The sequence below is a fragment of the Pelorhabdus rhamnosifermentans genome (assembly GCF_018835585.1).
In the GTDB taxonomy this organism is placed as follows: domain Bacteria; phylum Bacillota; class Negativicutes; order UMGS1260; family UMGS1260; genus Pelorhabdus; species Pelorhabdus rhamnosifermentans.
Window position 1 is genome coordinate 211,613 of sequence record NZ_JAHGVE010000005.1, and the last position, 22,577, is coordinate 234,189.

The window sequence follows — 22,577 nt, forward strand, 5'->3', positions numbered from 1 at the left end:
AAAATAGTGATCGTTATTTACTCTTATTCCGGATATAAGAATAAAAAAATCGCCCCAAAAAGGGACGATCAAATCGTGGTACCACCCAAAATTGATTTATTTAACCAAAAAAAATAGCACCTGCGATAAAGGGGCGAAAATATCGCGGTACCACCCTAGTTGATGAAAATAAACCTACTCTGACCTTTAACGGCGGTAAACCGTTCAAGCCTACTATTAATTTCAGCTCGCAGTTCAAGAAGGAACTTCATTATGCTCCTCAACTAGTTTACACCAACCACTAGCTCTCTGAATGAATACACATAACTACTCTTTCTATCATTACCTTTGACTCTATACACTTGTTATAGACATTATATGCAGAAATAAATACATCGTCAAGATAAAATTACACTTTTACAAAAAAAAAAAGAAAATAACAGAGCCTAACGGCCCCGTTATTAACTCGGTGTTTGTCTTGAAAGATCCACAAATTTCGTCCATTGCTTATGGAAAAAGAGCTGAATGCTGTCTACAGGTCCATTACGATGTTTCGCTACAATGACTTCCGTAATATTTTTCTTTTCCGTCTCAGGGTCATAATAATCCTCACGATAAAGGAAAGCCACAATATCGGCATCTTGCTCAAGTGAACCAGACTCACGTAAATCGCTCAGCATAGGCTTTTTAACCTGACGGGATTCTACACTTCGGCTAAGCTGCGAAAGAGCAATCACAGGTACATGAAGCTCGCGAGCCAGAGCCTTTAGTGAACGGGAAATCTCTGAAATCTCCTGCTGACGGTTTTCACTGCGTCCACTGCCGGAACTCCCCTGCATGAGTTGCAAATAATCGATAATAATAAGCGACAAATTATGCTCGATTTTTAAGCGCCTAGCCTTAGAACGCATTTCAAGCACCGTAATGCCTGCGGTATCATCAATGAAGATAGGCGCCGCCGATAAACGATCAGATGCCCGAACAAGTTTCGTCCAATCATTTTCTTCCAATTCACCGATTCTCAGCCGCTGAGCATCAATAGGTGCCTCAGCACAAAGCATACGCTGAACAAGCTGTTCTTTGGACATTTCCAAGGAAAAAAAGGCAACCGCTTTCTTTTCCTTAATGGCAATATGCTGCGCAATATTCAAGACAAAAGCCGTTTTACCCATACTGGGGCGAGCTGCAATTAAAATAAGATCAGAAGGCTGCAATCCGGAAGTAAGGCGATCTAAATCCTTAAACCCCGTAGGAAGACCTGTAATACCGCCTTTCGAAGCATAGAGCAGCTCAATTTTATTAAAGGCATCCATAACAATGGTATTAATGGGCGTAAAATCATGGCCCATTTTCCGACCGGATACTTCTAAAATTTTACGTTCTGCCTGATCGAGTATCTGCGCCGCATCTTCACTACCTTCATATCCCATGCCAGCAATTTCCGTAGCTGCATTAATGAGCAGCCTGAGAAGAGATTTTTCTTCCACAATACGGGCATGATAGATAACATTTGCTGCTGTCGGTACACTATTGGCCAAAGACGTAATATAAGAAATACCACCGACACTTTCAAGCTTATCTACTTTACGTAGATTTTCCGTTACTGTCACCATGTCAACGGCATCATTTTTATTAAACAAGTCCAAAATAGTCGTATAAATAAGCCGATGGGCTTCACGATAAAAATCTTCCGGTTGCAAAAACTCAGCAACTTTAGAAATAGCTTCTCTTTCTATCAGCATTGCGCCAATAACAGACTGCTCTGCCTCAACGTTTTGCGGGGGTACTCGGTCAATCACGTTTGGTTCCTCCCTGTGCTATCTCACTACGCACTTACCACGCTACTTTCTTCAAACAAAATAGCAATGGCTTCTTCTACCGTATCAACAGCACGAATATCCAAGCCCAAGTGCCCTTGTGCAAGATCTTTTTGATTTTCTTTTGGAATAACGAGGGTCGTAATACCGGCCTGTTTGGCACCATAGGCTTTTTCAAATACGCCGCCAACTGCCTTTACTTGCCCTTGAATACTAATTTCACCTGTTACAGCCACATCCTGCCGAACTTTCCGACCTGTAATCGCTGAAATGATGGCGGAAAGAATGGCCGTACCTGCTGAAGGACCATCAATATTTCCCCCGCCAATGACATTGACATGAATATCATAGTTCGACACATCTTCGCCCGTAATTTTTCGCACGACAGCTCCGGCATTAAACACAGAATCTTTAGCCATGCTGCCAGCTGTTTCATTAAAACGCATACTGCCCTTCCCCTTTTCGCTAGCAGGAAAAGAAACGGCTTCGATTTCAATGACAGACCCTAAATAACCAGCAACACCCAGCCCAAAGACCCGGCCAACTTGACCCGTTTTGGAAGCCTTATTATTCACATAGGGGCTCAGACGACTAACTTGTGTCACTTTATAAATATCAGCGGCTGTAATCATCATACTTTCTGTCTGCCCCTGATGTTGATAAAGAGCCAAACTGTAGGCATCGGACAACAAATTGACCGCTTTGCGACCTTCAATGGTGTACTCACTAATAATACGTGGTACCTCAGGCTCAATGGCAACAGCCAGTTTCTTAGCTGCATTATAAACAATTTCCTCAATATTTTTGGGAGTTAAGGGCTCAAAATAAATTTCGGCGCAACGCGAGCGAAGAGCTGGACTAATATCATACTTTTCACGTGTTGTAGCTCCAATTAAGATAAAATCGGCCGGTGCCCCCTCTTTAAACAGCTTCTGAACATATTTCGGTACATTCTCATCACTGGGATCATAGTAAGCGGAATCAAAAAAAACGCGCTTATCTTCTAAGACCTTCAGTAACTTATTTTGTAGCATGGCATCCATTTCGCCAATTTCATCAATAAATAAAATACCACCATGGGCATCTGTGACCATGCCTGGCTTAGGTTCAGGAATACCGCCTTCAGCTAAGTCTCGTTTGGCTCCCTGATAAATCGGATCATGGACAGAACCTAAGAGAGGATTTGTCATATCACGGGGGTCCCAGCGGAGTGTTGTGCCATCGGCTTCAATAAAAGGAGCCTCAGTACGAAAAGGAGTTACTGTAGACTTTTTAGCTTCTTCCAGCACTAACCTCGCAGCCGTTGTTTTACCAATACCAGGTGGTCCATAGAGTATTAAATGCTGAGGATACGGCGATGCCAGCTTAGATCTTAGCGACTCAATGGCACGTTCTTGCCCGACGATTTCAGCGAGGGTCGTCGGCCTGACTAATTCCATCAGGGATTTCGTCAATTTAACCGACTCAAGTTTTTCAAGTTGCGCGTATTTTTTAAGGGTTTGGGGGTTTTCCACATTTTTTTCATCTTTAATAACCTGCATCTTTATTTCTTGCACATATTCCTGATGACGTTCTTCCATCTTGTCAGCAATTTTTTTCTCAATACGCTCTTCCACAACGCGACGCGCCATGAGATCTGCTAATTCATCTTCAAGCTGACCTAAAATTTCCGGAATTTCCGCAAGCGTTGGAAGCTGCTCCAGCGTAGGATCTTCGTAAACTAACTTTTGTAATGCCAGTACTCTTTCCCGGATATCTTCACTTCCCATGAGTGATAAGGCATCGAGTTTTCCTGCCTTTAAAACAACATGATCGGTACCAATAATCCCGGAATAGAGCTGATAAAGCGATGCCACTTGGCGTTTTAATTGATCGCCTTCACTCATCTTATCTGTAAACGGCATTTTGTGAACAAGTTTCTTAAAAAAATTTTTCATAGTGTATTCCTCTCTAGTATAAACATCAAACACGGGCCGGAGAGTTTATGCTTTTGCCACGACTTTCATTTCAATTTGAGAAGTTACTTCGGCGTGAATTTTCACGGTTACTTGATAAACACCTAAACTCTTAACAGGATCTTTCATTTCAATTTTTCGTTTATCTAGTTCAATATTATATTGTTTTTTTAAAGCATCCGCCACATCCTGTGCTGTAATAGAACCAAAAAGTTTACCACCGTTACCCAGCTTGGCTTCCACAGTAACACTCACTTTCGTGAGCTGTGCCGCCATCACCTTCGCTTCATCAAGCAACTGCTGCGATTTTCTTTCTTCTGCCGCCTTCTTCTGCACAGCTGAATTGACGTTTGTAGATGTAGCCACAACAGCTAATTTTTTCGGTAATAAAAAATTGCGGGCATAGCCTTCAGATACATCTATAATATCACCCTTATTACCAAGTTTTTTCACTTCTTGTTGTAGAATTAATTTCATGTGATTCACTCTCCTCCAAATATTGATCAACAATAGTTAATAACTTACTTTTCACTTCATCTACTGTAAAACCCTTTACTTTAACTCCGGCAACAAGTTGATGACCACCGCCGCCGAGTGCTTCCATAATGAGTTGTACATTAATATCACCTTCCGAACGAGCACTAATGCCAACGCCATCGTCGCCACTGATCAGCACAAAACTAGCATTCACTCCTTCAATACTAAGCAGCAGATCTGCCGTCTGAGCGGCAACAACCTGTGCCTCTTTAATGTTATCGGGACAGATGGCAATCACAATACCGCCAGGATACATTTCTGTATTATTCATGATCAGGGCACGGGAACGAATGGACTCAAAATCCATGCGGAAGAGATGACGAACAATAGAAGGATCCGCCCCGCTACGCCTGAGATAAGAAGCCGCCTCAAAAGTTCGAACACCTGTCTGCACAGTAAAATGCTTCGTATCAACAATAATTCCCGCATAAAGACCAGATGCTTCCAAACGGGTTAAATCAACATTATCATCAAAATACATGAGTAGTTCTGTTACAAGCTCGCTTGTAGAAGAAGCAGAAGGCTCCAAATAAACTAACAGGGAATTACGAATAAAAGATTCACTGCGCCGATGGTGATCAATGACAATGGTCTTGGAAACCTTTGTTAAAACATCTGGCGCTGCCGTCATTTCCGGACGATGCGTGTCAACAACGAACGCTAAGGTATGAGGAATAATGAGCGCAGATGCTTGTTCCGGCGTAATCAGTAAGTTTTCATACTCTTTATATTCCGGCACAAGATCCATTAACTTATTCACAGCTAAACTCGTAGGACTCATAATAATATGAACAGGCTTGTTTAAAATACGCGCCATTTTTGCAACACCCAACGCCGCTCCCAGCGAATCAAAATCTTCGGCTAAGTGACCCATAACAAGCACAAGCTCAGCATCCGAAATGGTGTCACGAATTGCCTGCGCCACAATCCGAGCCTTGACGCGAGTATTTTTTTCAACCGCTTTGGTCTTACCTCCATAGAATTGCATTTTTCCTGCAATATGAACAGAAGCCTGATCCCCGCCACGGCCCAAAGCCAAATCCAGACCCGCTTGCGCTCTTTGATCAAGAGCTGCAATAGACGACTCATCGGCAGCAACACCCATACTTAATGTCAATGGGATTTTATTTCCGCCATGAATATCCCGCACCTTATCCAAAATATCAAAGCGATCCTGAAGCAACTTTTCTAGAGCGTGATGATTAAATACACCGATATAAAGTTCTTCACTGTATTTCTTTAAAAACCCATTGAGTTCCGTCATCCACTCGACAAGTTTTTGATTCACTTCAGCTAGAATAGCCGTTTTTTGTGTTTCATTCAAACCTTTGAGTACGTCAACATAGTTATCAATTTGAATATAAGCGAAAACAGGCATTAAATCGCGCACCTTCGTGCGAAGTATCTCAGTTTCTGTAATATCTGTCAGATAAAACAATCTAAGTGGCCTGTCACCTTCTCCAGTAATACGATACTGCACATGATATTTCTTGTTATCCACGGCAAAAATAAAGGAACCTGCGTTATCTTTCAGACGATCCACAGGCAAATCTGGCCAAAAATCGAAAATATTCTCGCCAGCCCGGCCTTGATTATTGGACCACTCTGTTAAAACATGATTGCACCAATGAATCAATCCCTCTTCATCAATAAGGGCAATAGCTACAGGCAGCCCCTGAAGAGCGTAAAGACAAGCTTCATCGATATGTCCAGTCATGGATTCCATATAAACTGCAAGTGCATGTTGCCGTTCGAGATGTCTTTCCCTACCATAACAATACAGAGCATAGAGTAAAACAGCTCCCAGCACTGCAACATACTGGTTATAAAACAGGATGATTGCAAGTAGCGCTGCTGCTACAGCAAGATAAATCCTTGTATCAAACCAAGAAGATGGGCCTTGTGACATACCAAACCCTCCAGTTTACTTCAGACGGAGCAATCGCAGTTGCCTATAATCGACAACAGCATCAAAAGCTCCAACAATAATAACAATCTGCGTAAAAAGACCGTTTGTTAGTATTAAGACTAGTATAATCCCCCGTACAAATCTTGACAAATTGTATTTCTCGGCAAGGTAGTAAAATAACGCCAATCCCTGTATAAGAAGCAGCACACTGCCTGATACTTCAATATTCATGCCGATATTATAAATTAAGTCATTCTGATTCGATTTGCCAAACAACAGCATGGCAAGTCCGACTAAAAAGATTACCACAACCCATCGTGGCAAACACCACTGACGAAAAGGAGGAAAAGCGGAATAGCTATAGCCCAGTCTTTTTAGTACTTTCTTAGCCAGCCAATAATTAAAAAATGTATCAAAAAAAGATGCCAAGACAAATCCGGCTGGAAAAATCACTTTCACAATATCCACAATAGTTGTCATGGTCTGGGCTGTCTTAGCTAAATCTTCCTCACTATAGCCCGCGGACCGATAAAAATCAAGTACTTGACTGATGGCTGCTTGAAAAGATTCTGTTTCCATACTAAGGGGATTGTAACCCATCACAGCGGCAGTAATGGCAAGCACGGCAATTTTTGATACAAGCGAGGCCACTGAACCAATAAAGATAGTCTTTACTGGTGAATGGTTGTTTCGGAAAGAATGACCTAAGGCAATACCAATAAGACCAAACCCAACAACAACAGTTACAGCTTGCATAGGATGCATTAATAAGGCAATGAGCAATCCTGCCACAACTGTGGCCATTACACTATAACGATAGCCATGCCTTACGCCAAGCAAAATAATCGGAACAGGCCATATAAAATTGATAAATGCACCAATAACAGGCAAGTAAGCGCTAATAAAGGCGAAAATTATCGCTACAGCAGAAAGAATCCCCCCTTCTACCATGGGAGTTACTGAACGAGACTGAGAACTCATGAATTCACCTCTTCTGTTTTAAATAACGCTCAAGTTGGCTATAATCACCAAATAGCTTTTCAAGTTGACTGTCACGCTTGCCTGATTGCCTTAATTTCGTTAGCATATCCGCTTCAAGCGAAGCAAAATCGATACCGAGCCGTCTAGCAAGTACATAGACAGTAATAGCCAAATTAGCTAAAGCATCTAACAAAGATTTTTCTCCATAATCAGCAAGGGCTTCAAACACTTGACCCGTGCCAATAACAAGCTGCGCTTTGAGCCGCTCCATTAATTTGAGTTTGCTCAGCAAATCTGATTCAGGTGTAAACACAAAAGTTCCTCCCTGTGTAACACAATGCTTCCCCAAAATAGTTACTACTATTATTCTAACCTTAAGAATAGCTTTCCTGCTACTTACTTAACAGCTCTGAAAAAGTACAAAAGGAAGAAAAGAATCGCTTATTGAGATTAATTATAAACACTATTTGGCAGCAGAGCAACTATTGGATTTTTCCCCGCTGACAATTCATGATGCCACAATAAAAAGTTCCAGTAACTGGCGCTTTCAGCGTACTAGTTACTAAAATATGACACCTGTCATAAAGCAGACATAGGCTATATAACCTAATGTTATTTTCCGGAAATATTATTACTGCCTATATAGCGTGCCTTAGGCTAGGGCCTCATCGTACATAGAGAACAGCTTTTCAGTCACAACGGTCATAAAACCAGATTTTGAAATATCAGTCTTTTTTCTTGCTATATACAGGAAAAAGAAAAACAAACTGGAATACAACAAATAAGAACTATTTCATTTACCTCTACTTACAGAAAGGAAGTCTGATGTATTATGAAATTCTTACACTTAAGCCAAACAAGTATTAGAACAAAACTCATTGTACTGTTCATCGGTATGATTACAGCTACAGGCATCTTACTTAGCGGCACAAATCTGTACAGTCTTTACAATTCCATTTACCGCGATAATGAAGTAAATCTAAGGAATCAGTCGGCTCAATTATCACATGCTGTAGACGCCTACACTTCCTGTTTAATAAGTTCGGGTCAAGCAATCGCTGAAAATCCCCTCATTGCCAGTAATGATTATAATGCCGCCCAGCAAGAACTCGCCGGGTATGCTAAGACCATTCCAGGTGTTTATAGCTTAATGGTTGCTGACGCCCAAGGCTCCGTTATCAACTTGTATCCATTTGACGCCAAGCAACTCCACTCCACACGAGCTGATCGTGACTATTTTAAAGCCGTTATGGCCACAGGACAGCCGCAAATCAGTGATGTTCTTATTTCCAATTCAACCGGGCAGGCAAGTATCGTTTTTGCCTATCCGATTAAAGATAAAGAAAACCATGTCTTTCGTGTGCTCATTCAAGGTGTAAAAGTAAATTATTTGCAAGCCATGATTAGTCAGACACTTATTGGAAAGACAGGTTATGCCAGCATTATTGCACCATCAGGAAAATATGTGGCACACAAGAATGAACAACTCGTATTAGATGGAAAGCCCATTCAAGCCGATGTGCAAAATTTAATGAAAACAGCTAAATCTACAACTGCTGAAATTACAAATGAAGCAGGTACAAAAGAGGCCATTGCCTTAAATCCCATCGAATCAACAGGTTGGTCAGTTATGGTAAACATCCCCAAGCAAGAACTTTTTGAAAGCTTCTATCACAGCTTCACTTCTTCATTACTTATTTTAATTGTATTGCTACTTATTTTATCCTTCCTATCATGGCACCTGTTAAAAAAAATGCTCCAACCATTATTTCATATTATGAACGTAGTAAAAAAATTAGGTAACGGTGATTTAACACAAAGACTATCACTCAAAACCTCTGATGAACTCGGCCAGCTAGCAGACGCCGTTAATCAAACCATTGACGAACTGCGCCGTATTACAGCCCAGGTACTGCTTCATGCCGAACAATTATCTGATTCTTCTCAACAAGTAACAGATAGTTCTGAACAATCAGCGCAAGCCGCTACACAAGTAGCTCAATCGATAACAAATATTGCTAATACGATCGAAAACGAAACGCAAGAAATTCACGCAACAACAAGTGTCGTGGGAAAAATGACGCTGAGTATTAACGCAGTTGCAACCGCCTCCTCCACAGCAGCACAAAGTTCGAAGGAAACAGCTGGAGCTGCCGATAATGGCAAAGAGACCATTGAAAACGTCATTACCCAAATGAATAATATTGAAAGTGCTGTAAAAAAATCAACAGGTGTTGTCACGAATTTAGGACAACGCTCGCAAGAAATTGGTCAAATTATCGATACCATTTCGAATATTGCCAGTCAAACCAACCTACTCGCTTTAAATGCAGCAATTGAAGCGGCTCGCGCGGGTGAACAAGGCCGTGGTTTTGCTGTCGTTGCTGAAGAAGTGCGCAAGCTTGCCGAACAGTCACAAGCAGCCGCCAAACAAATTGCTGAACTTATCGCTGAAATACAGTCTGATACAAATAATGCCGTAACAGCTATGAATGATCAAAATATTGAAGTACATGCAGGGAAGGAAGCTGTCGATCTCGCTGGTGACATCTTTAAAAAAATTACTACCGTTTCTCAGGAAACCCTCAAGCAAGTACAAGAAATTTCTGCTTCCATTCAGCAAATTGCTGGAGATGGTTCACAGGTGGCTAGATCCATGGAGGCCATTACAACAGCCAGTGGAAAAACATCCAGCCATACTCAAACCGTATCAGCTGCTACACAAGAACAAACAGCAGCCATCCAGGAAATTGCCGCATCCAGTCATACGCTCTCACAATTTGCTATCGATTTAAAAGAAATTGTTGCTGTATTTAAATTACAATAGAATAATAAACAAAAAAGCTCGTGCCACTCTAAAAAAGTGGTGCGAGCTTTTTTTGAAAAAATCGTTTATTTTGCCAAAAATAGCATATTCAATTTAGCATCATAGCGATAACCAAAGCCTAGTAATTTTTTTAAATCTTCTGCGGCAATAAGCGTTGCCCCCTGAACAGTAGCCAAAGGGTATTGAAGAACCGAAGGTTGGTCATTCACAATCACTTGCGTATCATTCATCTGGAAAATCAGGTTAGTTTTTTGATATTTTACGGCAATTCGCCCTCCACCCATTATATCGACGGAAGCACCAATAAATTCAAAAAAGGCCCGCAAAGGAACATGCCATGCATCGGCTATTTTTTGTGGTACAGCACTCAGGAGCGGCGTTTGAAGCATATTCCCCCAGATAACCAACCGTGGTTGCTGAGAGCGTTCAGGAAGCATCGTCAAGGGCGAATCCTTCCCACTGACTTTATCAATACTATACCGCTCAATAAGCTCCCCACTTTGCGTGTAAGCATTAATAACTAATTGATCGCCCATAGCCTCAACAACAAGGTAATTCGGTTCAGCCTGAGGATCATGAAAAAAGGCATCCCAGATTTTTTGTGATAAATCGGTATAAAATTTATTTCCGCTGCGTCCCGCTACAATATAGACCGTACCTTGAGCCGGACTATCTACAAAAGAATCCTGATATATCGGATAGGTACGAGAGTAACCATGGTCATGACCATTGATGACAACATCGACATGATGTTTATCAATAACAGGTAGTATCACTGCTTTTAGCTTTTCATTGGCCCGCACAGCTTTGTTATAGTAGGGTGTTTTATGGAATAAGACAATTTTCCATTTTTGATTCGTTGCTGCCAAATCGTTGTCAAGCCATTCGGCTTCAAGCTGAAGCATATTTGGTACATATTGCCCTTCTTCATCGGCTTGACTATCCAAAATAGAAAAATGAACATCGCCATAATCGAAAGAATACACTTGTCCGATTAAAGCATCCGGGCCATTGGCAGGTAATTTGTTTTGCTTGGTATAATAAATGGGTTTCACAGAATGATTTTCTTCCGGTACATCATAAGTTTCATGATTACCAGGTACCGCCATATGTGGAATTTTCTCAGCTACATCTTTTGCAGCAGCATACCAGTTGTTCCAATGTCTGTAGTCTTGTCCCACCTCAACAAGATCACCTACCACCATGAAAAAAACCGCATCCGAATGGGCCTGATAAGCATTATGAATCGTTGTCCGCCAAGGTCCATATTCGGGATTTTTAGGCAATCCGCTTTGAGAATCACCAAAAACCAGAAATTTAAAAGGCTGCTTTGCAGACGGCTGAGTAACAAAATCACAGGGGTCACTCCAGTCTTTTCCGTCTTGTACACGATACATATAATGAGTACTTGGTTTTAAACCTTCAATTGTAGCATATTGAACGGTTACATCGCCGAATTCAGTATGTAAAATATCATTCGTTGCCACGGCTTTGTCTGCATGCTCCCATGAAGAATGCTTGAATTCTTCTGTTTTAACCCATTGGATTGTTCCTTTTGCGTTGCTATCTGCGGCACGCCAAACAACCGTCTGTGTTGTTTTAGGGTCCATAGTCCACGACAACATCACATGATCTGGCGTTGCACCTGAGTGAATTTCAACCTTTTCTTCAGCAAAAGCCTGCATAATATTTACAGGCAAACTAGCTAGAAGCATAGAGGCTCCACATGTTTTAAGAAAAGACCGTCGATTCATACACTGTTGATGCTCCGTAAACAATTCAAATAGACTTTTTCTTTCTTCCACACTAACCCTCCTCATCAAATACACTGAACAAACTTTACGCCTCCATTATAATCGGTCTAGCTTTGTTAATAATTAACATTGTGTTAAGTTATCTTTAAGCTTTTAAAACAAACTGTGAAAACAAACACAAAGGATCTGAAATCAAGAAAAGATTCAGACCCAATAAATGAATAAAATTTATTTGTGCAAAATATAACGGACAATCAAATGACTCAATTCATAGAGGACCATCAATGGCACAGCCACAAGTGTCTGTGAAAGAATATCCGGTGTAGGTGACAAGATGGCTCCTACTATGAAAGCCAACACCAAAACAGCTTTCCGTTTGGCTTTCAAAAACTCACCACTAACCAAACCAAAGTGAGCAGCCACAAGAATAAACAGCGGCAATTCAAAAATAAGTCCAAAAGGTAACAAAAAAGACAGGACAAAAGATACGTAATCACCAATCGAAAAGAGGGGCTGCAAATTATCACTTTCAAAGCCTAACATAAAACGAACACCAGCTGGCAGGGCAAAGAAGTAAGCAAAAACCAAACCAAGCACAAAAAGCACTACTGAAGCAAGCATGAAGAAGGTGGCAGTGTGTTTTTCCCGTTTTTTTAAAGCGGGTAACAGGAAGGCCCAGACTTGATACATTGTCACAGGTAAAGTAATCAAGAAACCAACAACAACAGCAACTTTCATATAAGTAAAAAAAGCCTCAGCAGGATGCATATAATACAGCTTACCCGCCGGTTGAGTCATCCAAGCAACAATATCGGCTGAAAAAATATAGCTGCAACTACTGGCAATCACGATGGCAATGATGACTTTAATGAGCCGTTGCCTGAATTCCTGCAAATGATCCACAAGAGACATGACGCCCTCTGCAGCCCCGGCAAAACTCTCAGCACAAACTTCTTCCTGCTGCGCTATTTTCATCGCCAAAACCTCACTTGTGCTCTTCCAGTGTCTTAGGTTCGCTGATAAGAGACTTGGTTTCAGCCTTAACGACCGCTTCTGAGCCGGGATTGGTCGTAGCCTGCTTAAACTCCTGGATTCCCTTGCCGATAGCTTTCCCTACTTCAGGAAGCTTACCAGGACCAAAAACAACTAAAGCAATAACCAAAATTAATACAAGTTCAGACATACCCAAATTAAACATTTTTTCACACCCTTTGGAATAAATTGACGCTTTTAAATAACATTATAATAACCACCAAGACAAAAAACAATCATCGCAGGTACTTCCTAACCAATTGATAATCAAATCTTAACAAAAGTCCAATAAGCCTCTTTCCCAAGAAAGAAAATTGTTCATACACCATTCAGCTATGGCTAATTTTTATACATTCACGATGGACTTCACCATATCGATTAATGCCTCATCTCCTTTTATCGTCCAAATCAAGTACAATTGGTCCAAAGTAACTTGGGAAAACACATAATTACGAAAAGCATAAAATCGGGAAGTCTTAAGATCTGCTTCAGTAAAAGAATATTCAGCTTTAGCAATATCGCCCAATTTCGCGACCATCCACTTGGACGCTGCTCCAGCCAAAACAAAGTCATGATCACCTAGATGGACAAGAAAACCTTCTGTACGACGCGGCAGAGGCAAAGTTTTGCCCGTCGACGACAATAAGCCAACATCTACGGGGTCTTTTCCAGCTAAAATGGACGCCGCTTTAAGCCAATTCACCACGTCATGCTCGTCATTGTCCGTACCGGGATGATTATGGGCACAAGCAAGAGCCACAATTAATTGGGGTGGAAAATTACGATGAATCAATTCCGCAATACTCAAAATATGGTGCTGACCTGTCCCTGCAATCGTATATTCCGTACGAGATACACCGTTTTCCTGCCATTGGAAAACCCACGGCTTGTGAAGATCATGGAGTAATTGTGCGCCCAAAACAATGTCCCGATCCATCGGCAAAAAATAAATGTCCTTGTAAGCATTAAAAAATCCGAGCGAGGCTTTTACATTAACAGCAACATGCGTAGCTAATCCACCCGGATAGGCATGATGACTATAATAGCCGCTGCCTGGTGCCGCATAAAAAGGAATAACTGATTGTTCCAACGTCGTATAAGGAGGTAAAAAATCTTCATATTGAGCGTCGGAAGCTATATACCCGGCAGACACTAACTGTTGTTTCACCCTTTCTTTTTCCCTATAAGCAGGGTAAAGTTCCATTAACGTTGGCGCGGGATTATTTAAAATTTCCAACGTACGTATACGTAAATCTTCATTTTGAATCTCATTAGCCACGGTTAATATGTACTGATATGCCGCTTGAATACAAGGTGATTTTCTTGCCATCGTCACCGGATCAAGATTGAGACATTCTGGTAGTGACAAACTAGTTACCCTTAATGGCGCCGCCTGAACCGTAATCGGCAACGAAGCAAAAGCTAATGCTGCCATTGCACCCGATGACTTTTTGATAAAATCACGACGATTACAATCTAAATTAAGATTCGAAAACAACTCACTCATTCTAAATCCCCCTTACATAAACATTTGATTAGCCCTGCTTTTTACCATTTTATTTAAGTTCATAGATTGTTTCTGCTCAGGCTTAGTTGTTTCCTTCGATTACATATTAAGCTTTCGTTAACAAAAGACTAATATTTCATTAAGTTGAATATTGACAAAAATATGTGCTAAAAAATGTCAAAAAAAAACACCCTCTACATCACATCAGTTCATGCTGATGATATAGAGGGCATTTTACATATATGATTGTAATTTACACTATACTTCCATACTTTTAAGAATTACGACTTTATCACCAAATACTAGAGTAGCCTAATTATTATGAAACCTTATCTTTAAGTTTTAAAGTAACAAAAAGGAGAATCATACTGATTCTCCTTTAATTTATTATTCTGCTGTAAACGGCAGTAATGCAATATTACGAGCCCGTTTAATTGCTGTTGTCAATTGACGTTGATGTTTGGCACAGTTACCAGAAATACGACGAGGTAAAATCTTACCGCGTTCTGTCGTATAACGGCGAAGTCTCGGCACATCTTTATAATCAATAGTCTGAATTTTATCAACACAGAAACTACAAACCTTTTTCTTTGGCTTTCTGCCTCTTTCGCGCTTCACTACATAACCTCCCTTTTAAAATGGTATTTCTTCTTCAGGGAAGACTTCTTTGCCAAAGGATTTGGCATCAAATGAATTACCGCCTGTTGATTCAGCAGAACTATGTGACTGCTTTTTCTCCAAGAACTCCATGTTCTGAGCAATTACTTCAGCAACACGACGTTTCTGACCATCATTCGCTTCATAAGAACGAATGGTAAGACGTCCTTCGATTAATATTCTTTGTCCTTTGGTAAGATTGTTGCCACAAATTTCGGCTAGTTTCTCCCATGCTACGATGGGTATAAAGTCTGCCTCGGTTTGTCCTTGGCCTGCATAGCGATTGACAGCTAAAGAAAAAGATGCTACGGCCTTGCCTGTCTGCGTATAACGCACTTCAGGATCTTGTGCAAGGCGACCAACTAATATAACCTTATTCATGGTTTCATCCCCTTGACTTTAATTATTTCTCGTCTACTTTAACAATCATGTGCTTCAATACTTCTTCAGTAATTTTAGCCACACGATCGAGTTCTTTTACCGTTGCCGGTTCCGCATTGAAATGTACTAAAACGTAGTAACCATCTGTCATATCTTTAATTTCATAGGCTAAACGTTTTTTCCCCCAACGGTCAATCTTCTCGATTTCACCGCCGTTGTTTTTAATGAGGTTTTCAAATTTGGTTACAACCGTATTTGTTGCCTCTTCTTCAAGCACTTTAAAAATAAACACGACTTCGTATTTTCTCACGAAATCACCTCCTCCTTTGGACTAATGGCCCCACCATGGGGCAGGAAGGGTTTTCCAAATTCTCTTTGTGAAAACCTTACATGTCCTTGACTAATATAGTATAGACTATCTATCTATCAAAATCAAGCCCAACCTCCTGAACCTGAACCACGATAATAAGCATTCTGCCTATTCCTATCAGCTAAAAAACAACAGAAATCATTTTTATTCAGACAATCTTAGACATTAAACCGGAAATAAGTGACGTCACCGTCTTGCATAATATAATCCTTGCCTTCAAGCCGAACAAGGCCCTTTTCTTTTGCTGCATGATTAGAACCACAAGCCATAAGATCATCAAATGAAACAATTTCGGCCCGAATAAAGCCCCGCTCAATATCAGAATGGATCTTGCCTGCTGCCTGCGGCGCTTTCGTCCCTTTACAAATGGTCCAGGCCCGAACTTCTGGTTCACCTGCTGTAAAAAAATTCATAAGCCCCAAAAGATCGTAGCCCACTTTAATCAATTTATCGAGACCTGATTCCTTAAGACCCAATTCCTCTAAAAACAGCTTGGCTTCCTCATCATCAAGCTCAGCAATTTCAGCTTCTACTTTCGCTGATACAGCAATGACCTGAGCCTGTTCGGCTAAAGCATACTCTTTAACCTTGAGGTAATAAGGATTTTCCTCCGGTGCAGCCACTTCATCTTCACCTAAGTTAGCTACAAATAAAACGGGTTTTAATGTCAATAAATTAAGTTCCTTCAGCAGAATATTTTCATCATCACTCAAACCCAGTCGACGAGCAGGCTCAGCCTTTTCCAAGCCTTCCTTCACCCTCGACATAAGTTCAATCTCAGCCTCAGCTTTCTTCTTCTCGCTTGTCTTGAGCATTTTCTTGGCGCGATCCAGTCTTTTTTCCACTGTTTCCAAATCAGCCAGACACAATTCCGTATTAATAATTTCAATATCCCGCAAAGGATCTAAAGCACCTTCAACATGTGTAACATTCGCATCAGTAAAACAGCGAACAACTTGCGCAATCGCATCGACTTCCCGAATATGAGCTAAAAATTTATTGCCCAGTCCCTCACCTGTTGAAGCACCCTTTACCAAACCGGCGATATCGACAAACCGCATGGCTGTAGGCGTTGTTTTCTTTGGCTTAAACATCTCGGACAGCCTCTCCAGCCGAACATCAGGCACGTCTACTACACCTACATTAGGCTCAATAGTGCAAAAAGGATAATTAGCGGCCTCCGCACCGGCTTTGGTTATGGCATTAAATAATGTACTTTTTCCTACGTTTGGTAAACCAACAATACCGACTTCTAAATTTGTACTCATCAACTTTCCACCTTATCTTATCAAGATTCTGCTGTTTTTCGAACAATGGCCTTCACAGCTTTTTCAAATTTAACCCGCGGCACCATCACCTTACGGCCACAAGTCAGGCAAGTAATACCAAAATCAATACCTGTCCGATAAATTTGCCACTCATTACCCCCACAGGGATGATTTTTCTTCATTTTCACGACATCACCAACATCATAGCGCACAATCATAATTTTGTCTCCTTTGCACTCAGCCGATTTTTCTTTTCGTCCAGCTTTATCCAAGCCAATGGATGAGGAATTCCAGCCTCTTCAAAAAGCTGTTTAATTTTATAACGCAAAGCGGTTTCCACACGTCCTTGTTCCAGAGGTACCGTTTTAGCTGTAACCTTAACAAACAGATTGCCTTCCTGCAAATCAACGACACCCATCACATGTGGTCCATCAATGACTTCCACAAAGTTACTACCCACATCGTCACAAGCCTTATCAAGCAGTCCCATGACTTCATCCAAATCGGCTTCATAATTAACAGGTACAAGAACAGTAGCAAGCATATAGCCTCGTGTATGATTACTCACTTTATTAATAGAACCATTAGGAATAATATGAAGCACACCCGTTGAATCCCGCAGTTTTGTGACGCGAAAACCAATTTCTTCTACCGTTCCAGCTAAGTCACTACAAGTAATATAATCCCCCACAGAATATTGATCCTCTAAAATAATAAAAAATCCCGTAATGGTGTCCTTCACAAGACCCTGAGCACCCACGCCAACAGCCAACCCCACAATGCCGGCACCAGCCAAAATAGATGTAGTATCAATTTGAAATTCATGCAAAATAGACAGTCCAGCAATAAAATAGACAGTATAACGAATAATACTCTTTAGTAAGACTGTCAAAGTTTTCGCTCTTTTTTCTTCTAAATAAAACATTTTGCTGCCTGGCTTAGGCATAATCAGACTATCAATAATTACGCCTAAAAAGCGCAAAGCAATCCCTGTCAATACAACAATTGCGAGCAACCTGAAAATTCGGCTGCCAAGTTCTAAAAGCATTGCAGATGGTAATAATTCTCCCACGTCATCCTCCTTTATAATCGCCTAATTTTTCATAGAGGCGCCTTTCTGCCTGACAGCTGTAATATTTTGACCACAAAATATGTTGTTTAGAAAAAATTTCAAAAACTGTATCTTCCATTAACTGCGAAAAAAGCAGACACATGCCACAACTAATTGCAAGATCTCGAGGCGTGGGTATAAGCAAGACAGAAATACCCGCCTGATTTAATGCTTCTTCAGCTAAAACAGCTTGATGCACAGAAACAAACGACACCAATCGATTATAATTAGAAAATAACTTCATAACAATCCCTGTTTCTGCTCATAGAGTAATGGCCCGACTAGCCTTGTTTAAATTTTCTACAATGGTATACATATTAGATATGCTGCCCACTACAAGCTGGTCCTTAAGCTGATAATAATCAAGGCACGTTCCACATACCAATACTTCCACGCCGTCTGCTTCAAGCGTCTTAAGATGCGCTAGAACAGGTGAAGACTGAACAGCTAGTTTGACGCCAGAATTTAAAAACATTAGAATTTGGGGGCGACTTTCTTGCAAAGCTACAAAAAAGGATTTAATTAAGATACGACCTAATTCATCATTCCCATGTCCTAGAGAATCATGAGTAATTAAATATACAGACTTCCCTAATGCCGAAGTCGTATCAGCTACTTGAACACTTGTCGTAACTATGGGATCTATAGGACAGGCTTGCTTCGTTATACGCAACGAATATACGCCGTCTTGTTCTTCCACAACAACACTACATTTCTGGGAAATAGCAAATTTTATTACATTTTCCTTACTCGCTTCATTATCAACTAAGGTAGTAATCACACCGCTTGTGATCCCTTCAAGTGCCTTTTTCGTAGCAAGCAGGGGTTCCGGACAAATCATCCCGCGCGCATCCACTTCAACAGACATTTCTTTGACCCCTTCCATTCCTTGTGATTCATTCAAAAAAACTGGAATCGATCACTTCTTTCCTGATATGACTATTACCACTTTGACAGGAAAAAATCCTCCTTTCCATCCCACTTTGTGCGTAGTCGTAAAGAACATGACCTTCACATATAGTGTACTAAGATTTGAATGCGAAATGAGGTGGCCAAGTGATGGCAGATTGTTCCCCCCCTAGGACTTCGGCAACTTCAAAAACTTCCACGACAACAAAAACAACCTCGACAGGCAGTGGATCCACAACAGAGACAGACTCAATAACATGCTCAAGTGCTACTTCACTTCCCACACCCCAACGTATTATTGATACCATTCTGGCGGATATTAATGCAGTTATGCCAAACTATCAAGTACTTGTTTCATCCCAACGCTTACTTGTCGGCGCCGCTGAAGAAATTTCACGTACACCAGGCGTCCCAAAAGAAATCTTTGAGCGCGCCGTTCTCCGGATGGATAATGCCGGTACATTAATTGATATTTTCCTTGATTTATTGTTATGTAAAATTTCTTTTTCAAGCGATTTCCTCAGTGTAACCTGTGCCCCGGTCGACTTATTCCGCCTCCTCACTACCAATAATCCCCTCTGTGATACACCCCAGCGAACAGGCGAGCAAATTCTGCAATTGGAACTCATTCGCCGTACATTGGAAAAGTACCGGGATAGTATCAAACCCGGTCAAGCCACAAGTCCCCAAAGCGGAACGCTAGGAAAAAGTACTGAAATTCGTCCAGCCGCACCCAATAAGCCAAAAGTACAAGGTCCTCATCGTTGGACCTTCCCCGTGGAAAAACCTTCCACAACCACAGCAAAAACAAACGGAGTCTCCCCGAAAAAAAACAAGTAACAAGCTCCTGCTTGTTACTTGTTTTTGCTTGATTCCGGTGGTAACAGCGGACAAGCACCTAGTTCATCATGATAATCACAAGGCTCTGTATGAATAATGACATCACATCGACCGAGAGCCTGCTTAATTTCCTGTTCTAAGAGATCACAAATACCATGAGCCTTGTCTAAATGCATATTCTTATTTAAAATAATATGAACATCAATCAACCGATAACTTCCGCTCCGCCGTGTCCGAAGGCGGTGAAAAGTAATCACCTCAGGGTGTGCACGAATAATTTTCTGAATAACAAGCTCTTCACTTTCAGGCAAACAGACATCCGTCAATTCAGAAAAGCTTTCCTTCGTCATTTTAAAACCGGCTCGAAAAACAATGATTGCAACAAAGAGCGCAATAAGAGGATCAAGAACATTTAGTCCTGTCACACGAATGAGGACCAACCCCACAAGTACGCCGACTGATGTCCAAATATCTGCTCGCAGGTGCATAGCATCTGCTGCAAGCGCTGCTGACTCCGTTAATTTTGCCACCTTCAGCAACTTTCGCGTAACATAATAGTTTACAAGAATAGATAACAGCATGACGGCAATGCCGTACCCTAAATGCTCAGGGCTTTCTACCGAAGAAAACTTATGAACAGCTTCGTAAACAATCCAGAGAGCTGCGCCGATAATCAATAGCGCTTCAGCCATAGCAGATACATTTTCATATTTACCGTGACCGTAGGCATGATCTTGATCAGGGGGTAAATTGGATTTTTTCACTGCATAAAAAGCAATGAGTGCTGCCATTAAATCTACAGCCGAATGGGCAGCTTCAGAAACAATACTGATAGCACCTGTTGCAACCCCCACAACAAGTTTAGTTAATACAAGCATTGTATTGGATATGACGGAAAGTCGTGCAGCACCTTTTTTTAATTGGGCCGCTTCGCTGGCGTTCATCGAATCCCTCCAAAAATACAACAAGAATCACGTGCAAGACCGTAACACGGTCCTGCAGAATGATTCCTGCTACTAATCCCGACTACACCGATTTCTACTTCGGTCGTCTGTTCCTATTCTATTATATTAGCATAAAGCAAAATGAGTGTAAACAAAATCCACATAGCCGTCAAAATTCAGCCAATTTTCGCAATATGCAACACAGGATACCCCTTGTCTCCTAACTTTTTCGTCAAGAGTTCCACATCCTGAATATCGGCTCGAATAATGAGTTCGCCTTGCTGTTCAGTACCAGTCAAAGCCACCATACTGTTAATGTTAATGTCTAGCTCTTTAAAAATTCCCGTAATTTCATGAACCATACCAATTTTATCAGCCCCGCCAATGGTCAGGCGTGTCTTTCCTTCAGCCAACCCCATGACATCAACAAAACATTTAAAAATATCTGTCTCCGTAATAATCCCTACGACAGCGCCCTTTACATCGACAACAACAAGACCACCGATTTTCTGTTGCGCCATAATCAGTGCAGCCTCTTCAATGGTAGCATCGGCACAGATGGTAAGTACCTTTTTCTTCATAATATCACGTAATAATACCTTGTCTAAAAGATAATTCGCTTCATAGACAGAAAGCGTCGTAGCAGGTGAAGGTGATACTTCCCTGAGATCACGGTCCGTTACAATACCAAGAAGTTTGCCATCTTGAACAATGGGCAAGCGCCGAAACTTGTTCTTCTGCATCATATTCTTAGCCTCTGTTACAGAGGTATCCGGAGTTACTGTCACAGGATTTTCCGTCATCCTTGTTGCTACAAACATCGTAATCACTCCTCACATCTTCACTTTTTCTTTCTTAGCCGCCTAGATAAGCCTTGCGCACATCTTCACTTGCCGCAAGCTCTTTCGCTGTACCAGACAAGGTAATGCGTCCTGTCTCAAGTACATAGGCATGATGGGCAATGGATAGTGCCATATGCGCATTTTGTTCGACGAGTAAAATCGTTGTTCCTGTCTCATTGATTTCTTTGATAATCGAAAAAATTTCTTTTACCAAGAGCGGCGCAAGTCCCATGGAGGGTTCATCAAGTAATAACAATCTAGGACGACTCATCAGCGCCCGCCCCATGGCAAGCATTTGTTGTTCGCCGCCTGATAAGGTTCCGGCTATCTGACTTTTCCGTTCAGCCAGCCGCGGAAACCGTTTAAAAACATTGCCCATATCGTCGGCAATGCCTTTTTTATCCTTACGAATATAGGCACCCAATTCCAGATTTTCCAGCACCGTCATATTGGCAAAAATCCGCCGTCCTTCAGGGACCTGCGAGATGCCTTGTTTTACGATGTTTTGAGCACCATAACCCAGCAGGCTTTTTTCTTCAAATAACAGCTCCCCTGTCTTGGGTTTTAAGAGTCCTGAGATGGTCCGAAGGATGGTGCTTTTCCCTGCACCATTGGCACCGATAAGCGTCACAATCTCGCCTTCATTGACGTTAACGCTAATGCCTTTGAGCGCATGAATGGCTCCGTAATATACATGAATGTTATCGATTTTTAGCATAGTTACACCTCCACCTCCTCGCCCAAATAAGCCTCAATGACTTTCGGATTATTTTTGATTTCTGCCGGTGTGCCGCTGGCAATAATCATGCCATAATCAAGGACATAAATGCGCTCGCAAACACCCATAACCAAGCTCATATCATGCTCAATCAGTAGGATCGTCAGATTGAATTCTTTGCGAATCCACCGAATCATTTCCATGAGCGCATGCGTTTCCTGGGGATTCATCCCTGCCGC

The 22,577-nt window shown here is 41.4% G+C and carries 24 protein-coding genes and 1 other annotated feature; of the genes, 2 read left to right on the forward strand and 22 right to left on the reverse strand.

Translation table 11 applies throughout. From position 1 onward, the window contains the following. Positions 1 to 126: 126 nt before the first annotated feature. Positions 127 to 331, reverse strand: a binding site (T-box leader). Between the two features lie 109 nt (positions 332 to 440). From dnaB to Ga0466249_RS08450, 6 genes are read right to left on the reverse strand one after another with little or no spacing between them, the layout of a single operon-like run. Then, positions 441 to 1,778, reverse strand: a complete 1,338-nt coding sequence (gene dnaB, locus Ga0466249_RS08425; protein WP_215829001.1) for a replicative DNA helicase — start codon at positions 1,776 to 1,778, stop codon at positions 441 to 443. 26 nt (positions 1,779 to 1,804) lie between these two features. Beyond that, complete coding sequence (lonC, locus tag Ga0466249_RS08430) at positions 1,805 to 3,733, reverse strand: Lon family ATP-dependent protease (RefSeq protein ID WP_215829002.1); 1,929 nt, start codon at positions 3,731 to 3,733, stop codon at positions 1,805 to 1,807. Positions 3,734 to 3,778: 45 nt separating this feature from the next. Beyond that, the gene (rplI, locus tag Ga0466249_RS08435; RefSeq protein ID WP_215829003.1) at positions 3,779 to 4,228 is read right to left on the reverse strand and encodes a 50S ribosomal protein L9; all 450 of its coding nucleotides are present in this window, start codon (positions 4,226 to 4,228) and stop codon (positions 3,779 to 3,781) included. Continuing rightward, positions 4,188 to 6,197, reverse strand: a complete 2,010-nt coding sequence (locus Ga0466249_RS08440) for a DHH family phosphoesterase (protein ID WP_215829004.1) — start codon at positions 6,195 to 6,197, stop codon at positions 4,188 to 4,190. The genes rplI and Ga0466249_RS08440 overlap by 41 nt, the downstream gene beginning before the upstream one ends. A 15-nt stretch (positions 6,198 to 6,212) precedes the next feature. After that, positions 6,213 to 7,178 carry a YybS family protein gene (locus Ga0466249_RS08445; RefSeq protein ID WP_246588556.1) on the reverse strand — a complete coding sequence of 322 codons (966 nt, stop codon included), beginning with the start codon at positions 7,176 to 7,178 and terminating at the stop codon, positions 6,213 to 6,215. Between the two features lie 4 nt (positions 7,179 to 7,182). Next, entirely contained in the window at positions 7,183 to 7,491 is a 309-nt protein-coding gene (locus Ga0466249_RS08450) for a MazG-like family protein (protein WP_215829005.1), read from the reverse strand. Positions 7,492 to 8,010: 519 nt separating this feature from the next. Here Ga0466249_RS08450 and Ga0466249_RS08455 point away from each other — a divergent pair. Continuing rightward, on the forward strand, positions 8,011 to 10,005 hold the full coding sequence (locus tag Ga0466249_RS08455; protein WP_215829006.1) for a methyl-accepting chemotaxis protein: 1,995 nt from the start codon (positions 8,011 to 8,013) through the stop codon (positions 10,003 to 10,005). 65 nt (positions 10,006 to 10,070) lie between these two features. Here Ga0466249_RS08455 and Ga0466249_RS08460 read toward each other — a convergent pair whose 3' ends face one another. From Ga0466249_RS08460 to yedF, 12 genes are all read right to left on the reverse strand, one after another. After that, complete coding sequence (locus Ga0466249_RS08460; protein ID WP_215829007.1) at positions 10,071 to 11,810, reverse strand: metallophosphoesterase; 1,740 nt, start codon at positions 11,808 to 11,810, stop codon at positions 10,071 to 10,073. A 177-nt stretch (positions 11,811 to 11,987) separates the two neighbouring features. Continuing rightward, the gene (gene tatC, locus Ga0466249_RS08465) at positions 11,988 to 12,734 is read right to left on the reverse strand and encodes a twin-arginine translocase subunit TatC (RefSeq protein WP_215829008.1); all 747 of its coding nucleotides are present in this window, start codon (positions 12,732 to 12,734) and stop codon (positions 11,988 to 11,990) included. Between the two features lie 10 nt (positions 12,735 to 12,744). Further along, positions 12,745 to 12,957: a Sec-independent protein translocase subunit TatA/TatB gene (locus tag Ga0466249_RS08470; RefSeq protein WP_215829009.1), complete on the reverse strand. Its 213-nt coding sequence runs from the start codon at positions 12,955 to 12,957 to the stop codon at positions 12,745 to 12,747. Positions 12,958 to 13,137: 180 nt separating this feature from the next. Then, positions 13,138 to 14,298, reverse strand: a complete 1,161-nt coding sequence (locus Ga0466249_RS08475) for a twin-arginine translocation signal domain-containing protein (protein WP_215829010.1) — start codon at positions 14,296 to 14,298, stop codon at positions 13,138 to 13,140. 387 nt (positions 14,299 to 14,685) lie between these two features. Next, positions 14,686 to 14,916 carry a 30S ribosomal protein S18 gene (gene rpsR, locus Ga0466249_RS08480; protein WP_215829011.1) on the reverse strand — a complete coding sequence of 77 codons (231 nt, stop codon included), beginning with the start codon at positions 14,914 to 14,916 and terminating at the stop codon, positions 14,686 to 14,688. A 15-nt stretch (positions 14,917 to 14,931) separates the two neighbouring features. Next, the gene (locus Ga0466249_RS08485; RefSeq protein WP_215829012.1) at positions 14,932 to 15,336 is read right to left on the reverse strand and encodes a single-stranded DNA-binding protein; all 405 of its coding nucleotides are present in this window, start codon (positions 15,334 to 15,336) and stop codon (positions 14,932 to 14,934) included. A 22-nt stretch (positions 15,337 to 15,358) separates the two neighbouring features. Next, positions 15,359 to 15,646, reverse strand: a complete 288-nt coding sequence (rpsF, locus tag Ga0466249_RS08490) for a 30S ribosomal protein S6 (RefSeq protein ID WP_215829013.1) — start codon at positions 15,644 to 15,646, stop codon at positions 15,359 to 15,361. 218 nt (positions 15,647 to 15,864) lie between these two features. Then, complete coding sequence (gene ychF, locus Ga0466249_RS08495; RefSeq protein ID WP_215829014.1) at positions 15,865 to 16,974, reverse strand: redox-regulated ATPase YchF; 1,110 nt, start codon at positions 16,972 to 16,974, stop codon at positions 15,865 to 15,867. A gap of 20 nt (positions 16,975 to 16,994) precedes the next feature. Continuing rightward, positions 16,995 to 17,192, reverse strand: coding sequence for a DUF951 domain-containing protein (locus Ga0466249_RS08500; protein ID WP_215829015.1), 198 nt, complete (start codon positions 17,190 to 17,192; stop codon positions 16,995 to 16,997). After that, the gene (locus Ga0466249_RS08505; RefSeq protein WP_312889736.1) at positions 17,189 to 18,046 is read right to left on the reverse strand and encodes a mechanosensitive ion channel family protein; all 858 of its coding nucleotides are present in this window, start codon (positions 18,044 to 18,046) and stop codon (positions 17,189 to 17,191) included. The genes Ga0466249_RS08500 and Ga0466249_RS08505 overlap by 4 nt, the downstream gene beginning before the upstream one ends. A 1-nt stretch (position 18,047) precedes the next feature. Next, on the reverse strand, positions 18,048 to 18,329 hold the full coding sequence (locus Ga0466249_RS08510; protein WP_215829016.1) for a putative Se/S carrier protein: 282 nt from the start codon (positions 18,327 to 18,329) through the stop codon (positions 18,048 to 18,050). Positions 18,330 to 18,347: 18 nt separating this feature from the next. Further along, the gene (gene yedF / locus Ga0466249_RS08515) at positions 18,348 to 18,953 is read right to left on the reverse strand and encodes a sulfurtransferase-like selenium metabolism protein YedF (RefSeq protein WP_246588557.1); all 606 of its coding nucleotides are present in this window, start codon (positions 18,951 to 18,953) and stop codon (positions 18,348 to 18,350) included. A 191-nt stretch (positions 18,954 to 19,144) separates the two neighbouring features. On the opposite strand from yedF, the gene Ga0466249_RS08520 reads away from it, so the two are divergent. Next, positions 19,145 to 19,834, forward strand: a complete 690-nt coding sequence (locus tag Ga0466249_RS08520; protein WP_215829018.1) for a hypothetical protein — start codon at positions 19,145 to 19,147, stop codon at positions 19,832 to 19,834. A 14-nt stretch (positions 19,835 to 19,848) separates the two neighbouring features. Here Ga0466249_RS08520 and Ga0466249_RS08525 read toward each other — a convergent pair whose 3' ends face one another. The 4 genes from Ga0466249_RS08525 to Ga0466249_RS08540 all read right to left on the reverse strand — a co-directional run. Further along, complete coding sequence (locus Ga0466249_RS08525) at positions 19,849 to 20,778, reverse strand: cation diffusion facilitator family transporter (RefSeq protein WP_215829019.1); 930 nt, start codon at positions 20,776 to 20,778, stop codon at positions 19,849 to 19,851. A gap of 176 nt (positions 20,779 to 20,954) precedes the next feature. Next, a complete protein-coding gene (locus Ga0466249_RS08530) occupies positions 20,955 to 21,599 on the reverse strand; it encodes a CBS and ACT domain-containing protein (protein WP_215829020.1) in 645 nt (214 codons plus the stop codon). A gap of 34 nt (positions 21,600 to 21,633) precedes the next feature. Continuing rightward, entirely contained in the window at positions 21,634 to 22,338 is a 705-nt protein-coding gene (locus Ga0466249_RS08535) for an ABC transporter ATP-binding protein (RefSeq protein WP_215829021.1), read from the reverse strand. A gap of 2 nt (positions 22,339 to 22,340) precedes the next feature. After that, positions 22,341 to 22,577 (reverse strand): ABC transporter ATP-binding protein C-terminal domain-containing protein (locus Ga0466249_RS08540; RefSeq protein WP_446686542.1); only part of this gene is annotated, 237 nt, incomplete at its 5' end.

Excerpts from the sequence above, each read along its gene's own strand:
- Ga0466249_RS08485 (WP_215829012.1), bottom strand. The coding sequence starts at position 15,336 with ATGAATAAGGTTATATTAGTTGGTCGCCTTGCACAAGATCCTGAAGTG.
- yedF (WP_246588557.1), bottom strand. The coding sequence starts at position 18,953 with ATGTCTGTTGAAGTGGATGCGCGCGGGATGATTTGTCCGGAACCCCTG.
- tatC (WP_215829008.1), bottom strand. The coding sequence starts at position 12,734 with ATGAAAATAGCGCAGCAGGAAGAAGTTTGTGCTGAGAGTTTTGCCGGG.
- Ga0466249_RS08530 (WP_215829020.1), bottom strand. The coding sequence starts at position 21,599 with ATGTTTGTAGCAACAAGGATGACGGAAAATCCTGTGACAGTAACTCCG.
- Ga0466249_RS08525 (WP_215829019.1), bottom strand. The coding sequence starts at position 20,778 with ATGAACGCCAGCGAAGCGGCCCAATTAAAAAAAGGTGCTGCACGACTT.
- ychF (WP_215829014.1), bottom strand. The coding sequence starts at position 16,974 with ATGAGTACAAATTTAGAAGTCGGTATTGTTGGTTTACCAAACGTAGGA.
- Ga0466249_RS08440 (WP_215829004.1), bottom strand. The coding sequence starts at position 6,197 with ATGTCACAAGGCCCATCTTCTTGGTTTGATACAAGGATTTATCTTGCT.
- Ga0466249_RS08500 (WP_215829015.1), bottom strand. The coding sequence starts at position 17,192 with ATGATTGTGCGCTATGATGTTGGTGATGTCGTGAAAATGAAGAAAAAT.
- Ga0466249_RS08470 (WP_215829009.1), bottom strand. The coding sequence starts at position 12,957 with ATGTTTAATTTGGGTATGTCTGAACTTGTATTAATTTTGGTTATTGCT.
- lonC (WP_215829002.1), bottom strand. The coding sequence starts at position 3,733 with ATGAAAAATTTTTTTAAGAAACTTGTTCACAAAATGCCGTTTACAGAT.
- Ga0466249_RS08535 (WP_215829021.1), bottom strand. The coding sequence starts at position 22,338 with ATGCTAAAAATCGATAACATTCATGTATATTACGGAGCCATTCATGCG.
- Ga0466249_RS08475 (WP_215829010.1), bottom strand. The coding sequence starts at position 14,298 with ATGAGTGAGTTGTTTTCGAATCTTAATTTAGATTGTAATCGTCGTGAT.
- rplI (WP_215829003.1), bottom strand. The coding sequence starts at position 4,228 with ATGAAATTAATTCTACAACAAGAAGTGAAAAAACTTGGTAATAAGGGT.
- Ga0466249_RS08455 (WP_215829006.1), top strand. The coding sequence starts at position 8,011 with ATGAAATTCTTACACTTAAGCCAAACAAGTATTAGAACAAAACTCATT.
- Ga0466249_RS08520 (WP_215829018.1), top strand. The coding sequence starts at position 19,145 with ATGGCAGATTGTTCCCCCCCTAGGACTTCGGCAACTTCAAAAACTTCC.
- Ga0466249_RS08445 (WP_246588556.1), bottom strand. The coding sequence starts at position 7,178 with ATGAGTTCTCAGTCTCGTTCAGTAACTCCCATGGTAGAAGGGGGGATT.
- Ga0466249_RS08510 (WP_215829016.1), bottom strand. The coding sequence starts at position 18,329 with ATGAAGTTATTTTCTAATTATAATCGATTGGTGTCGTTTGTTTCTGTG.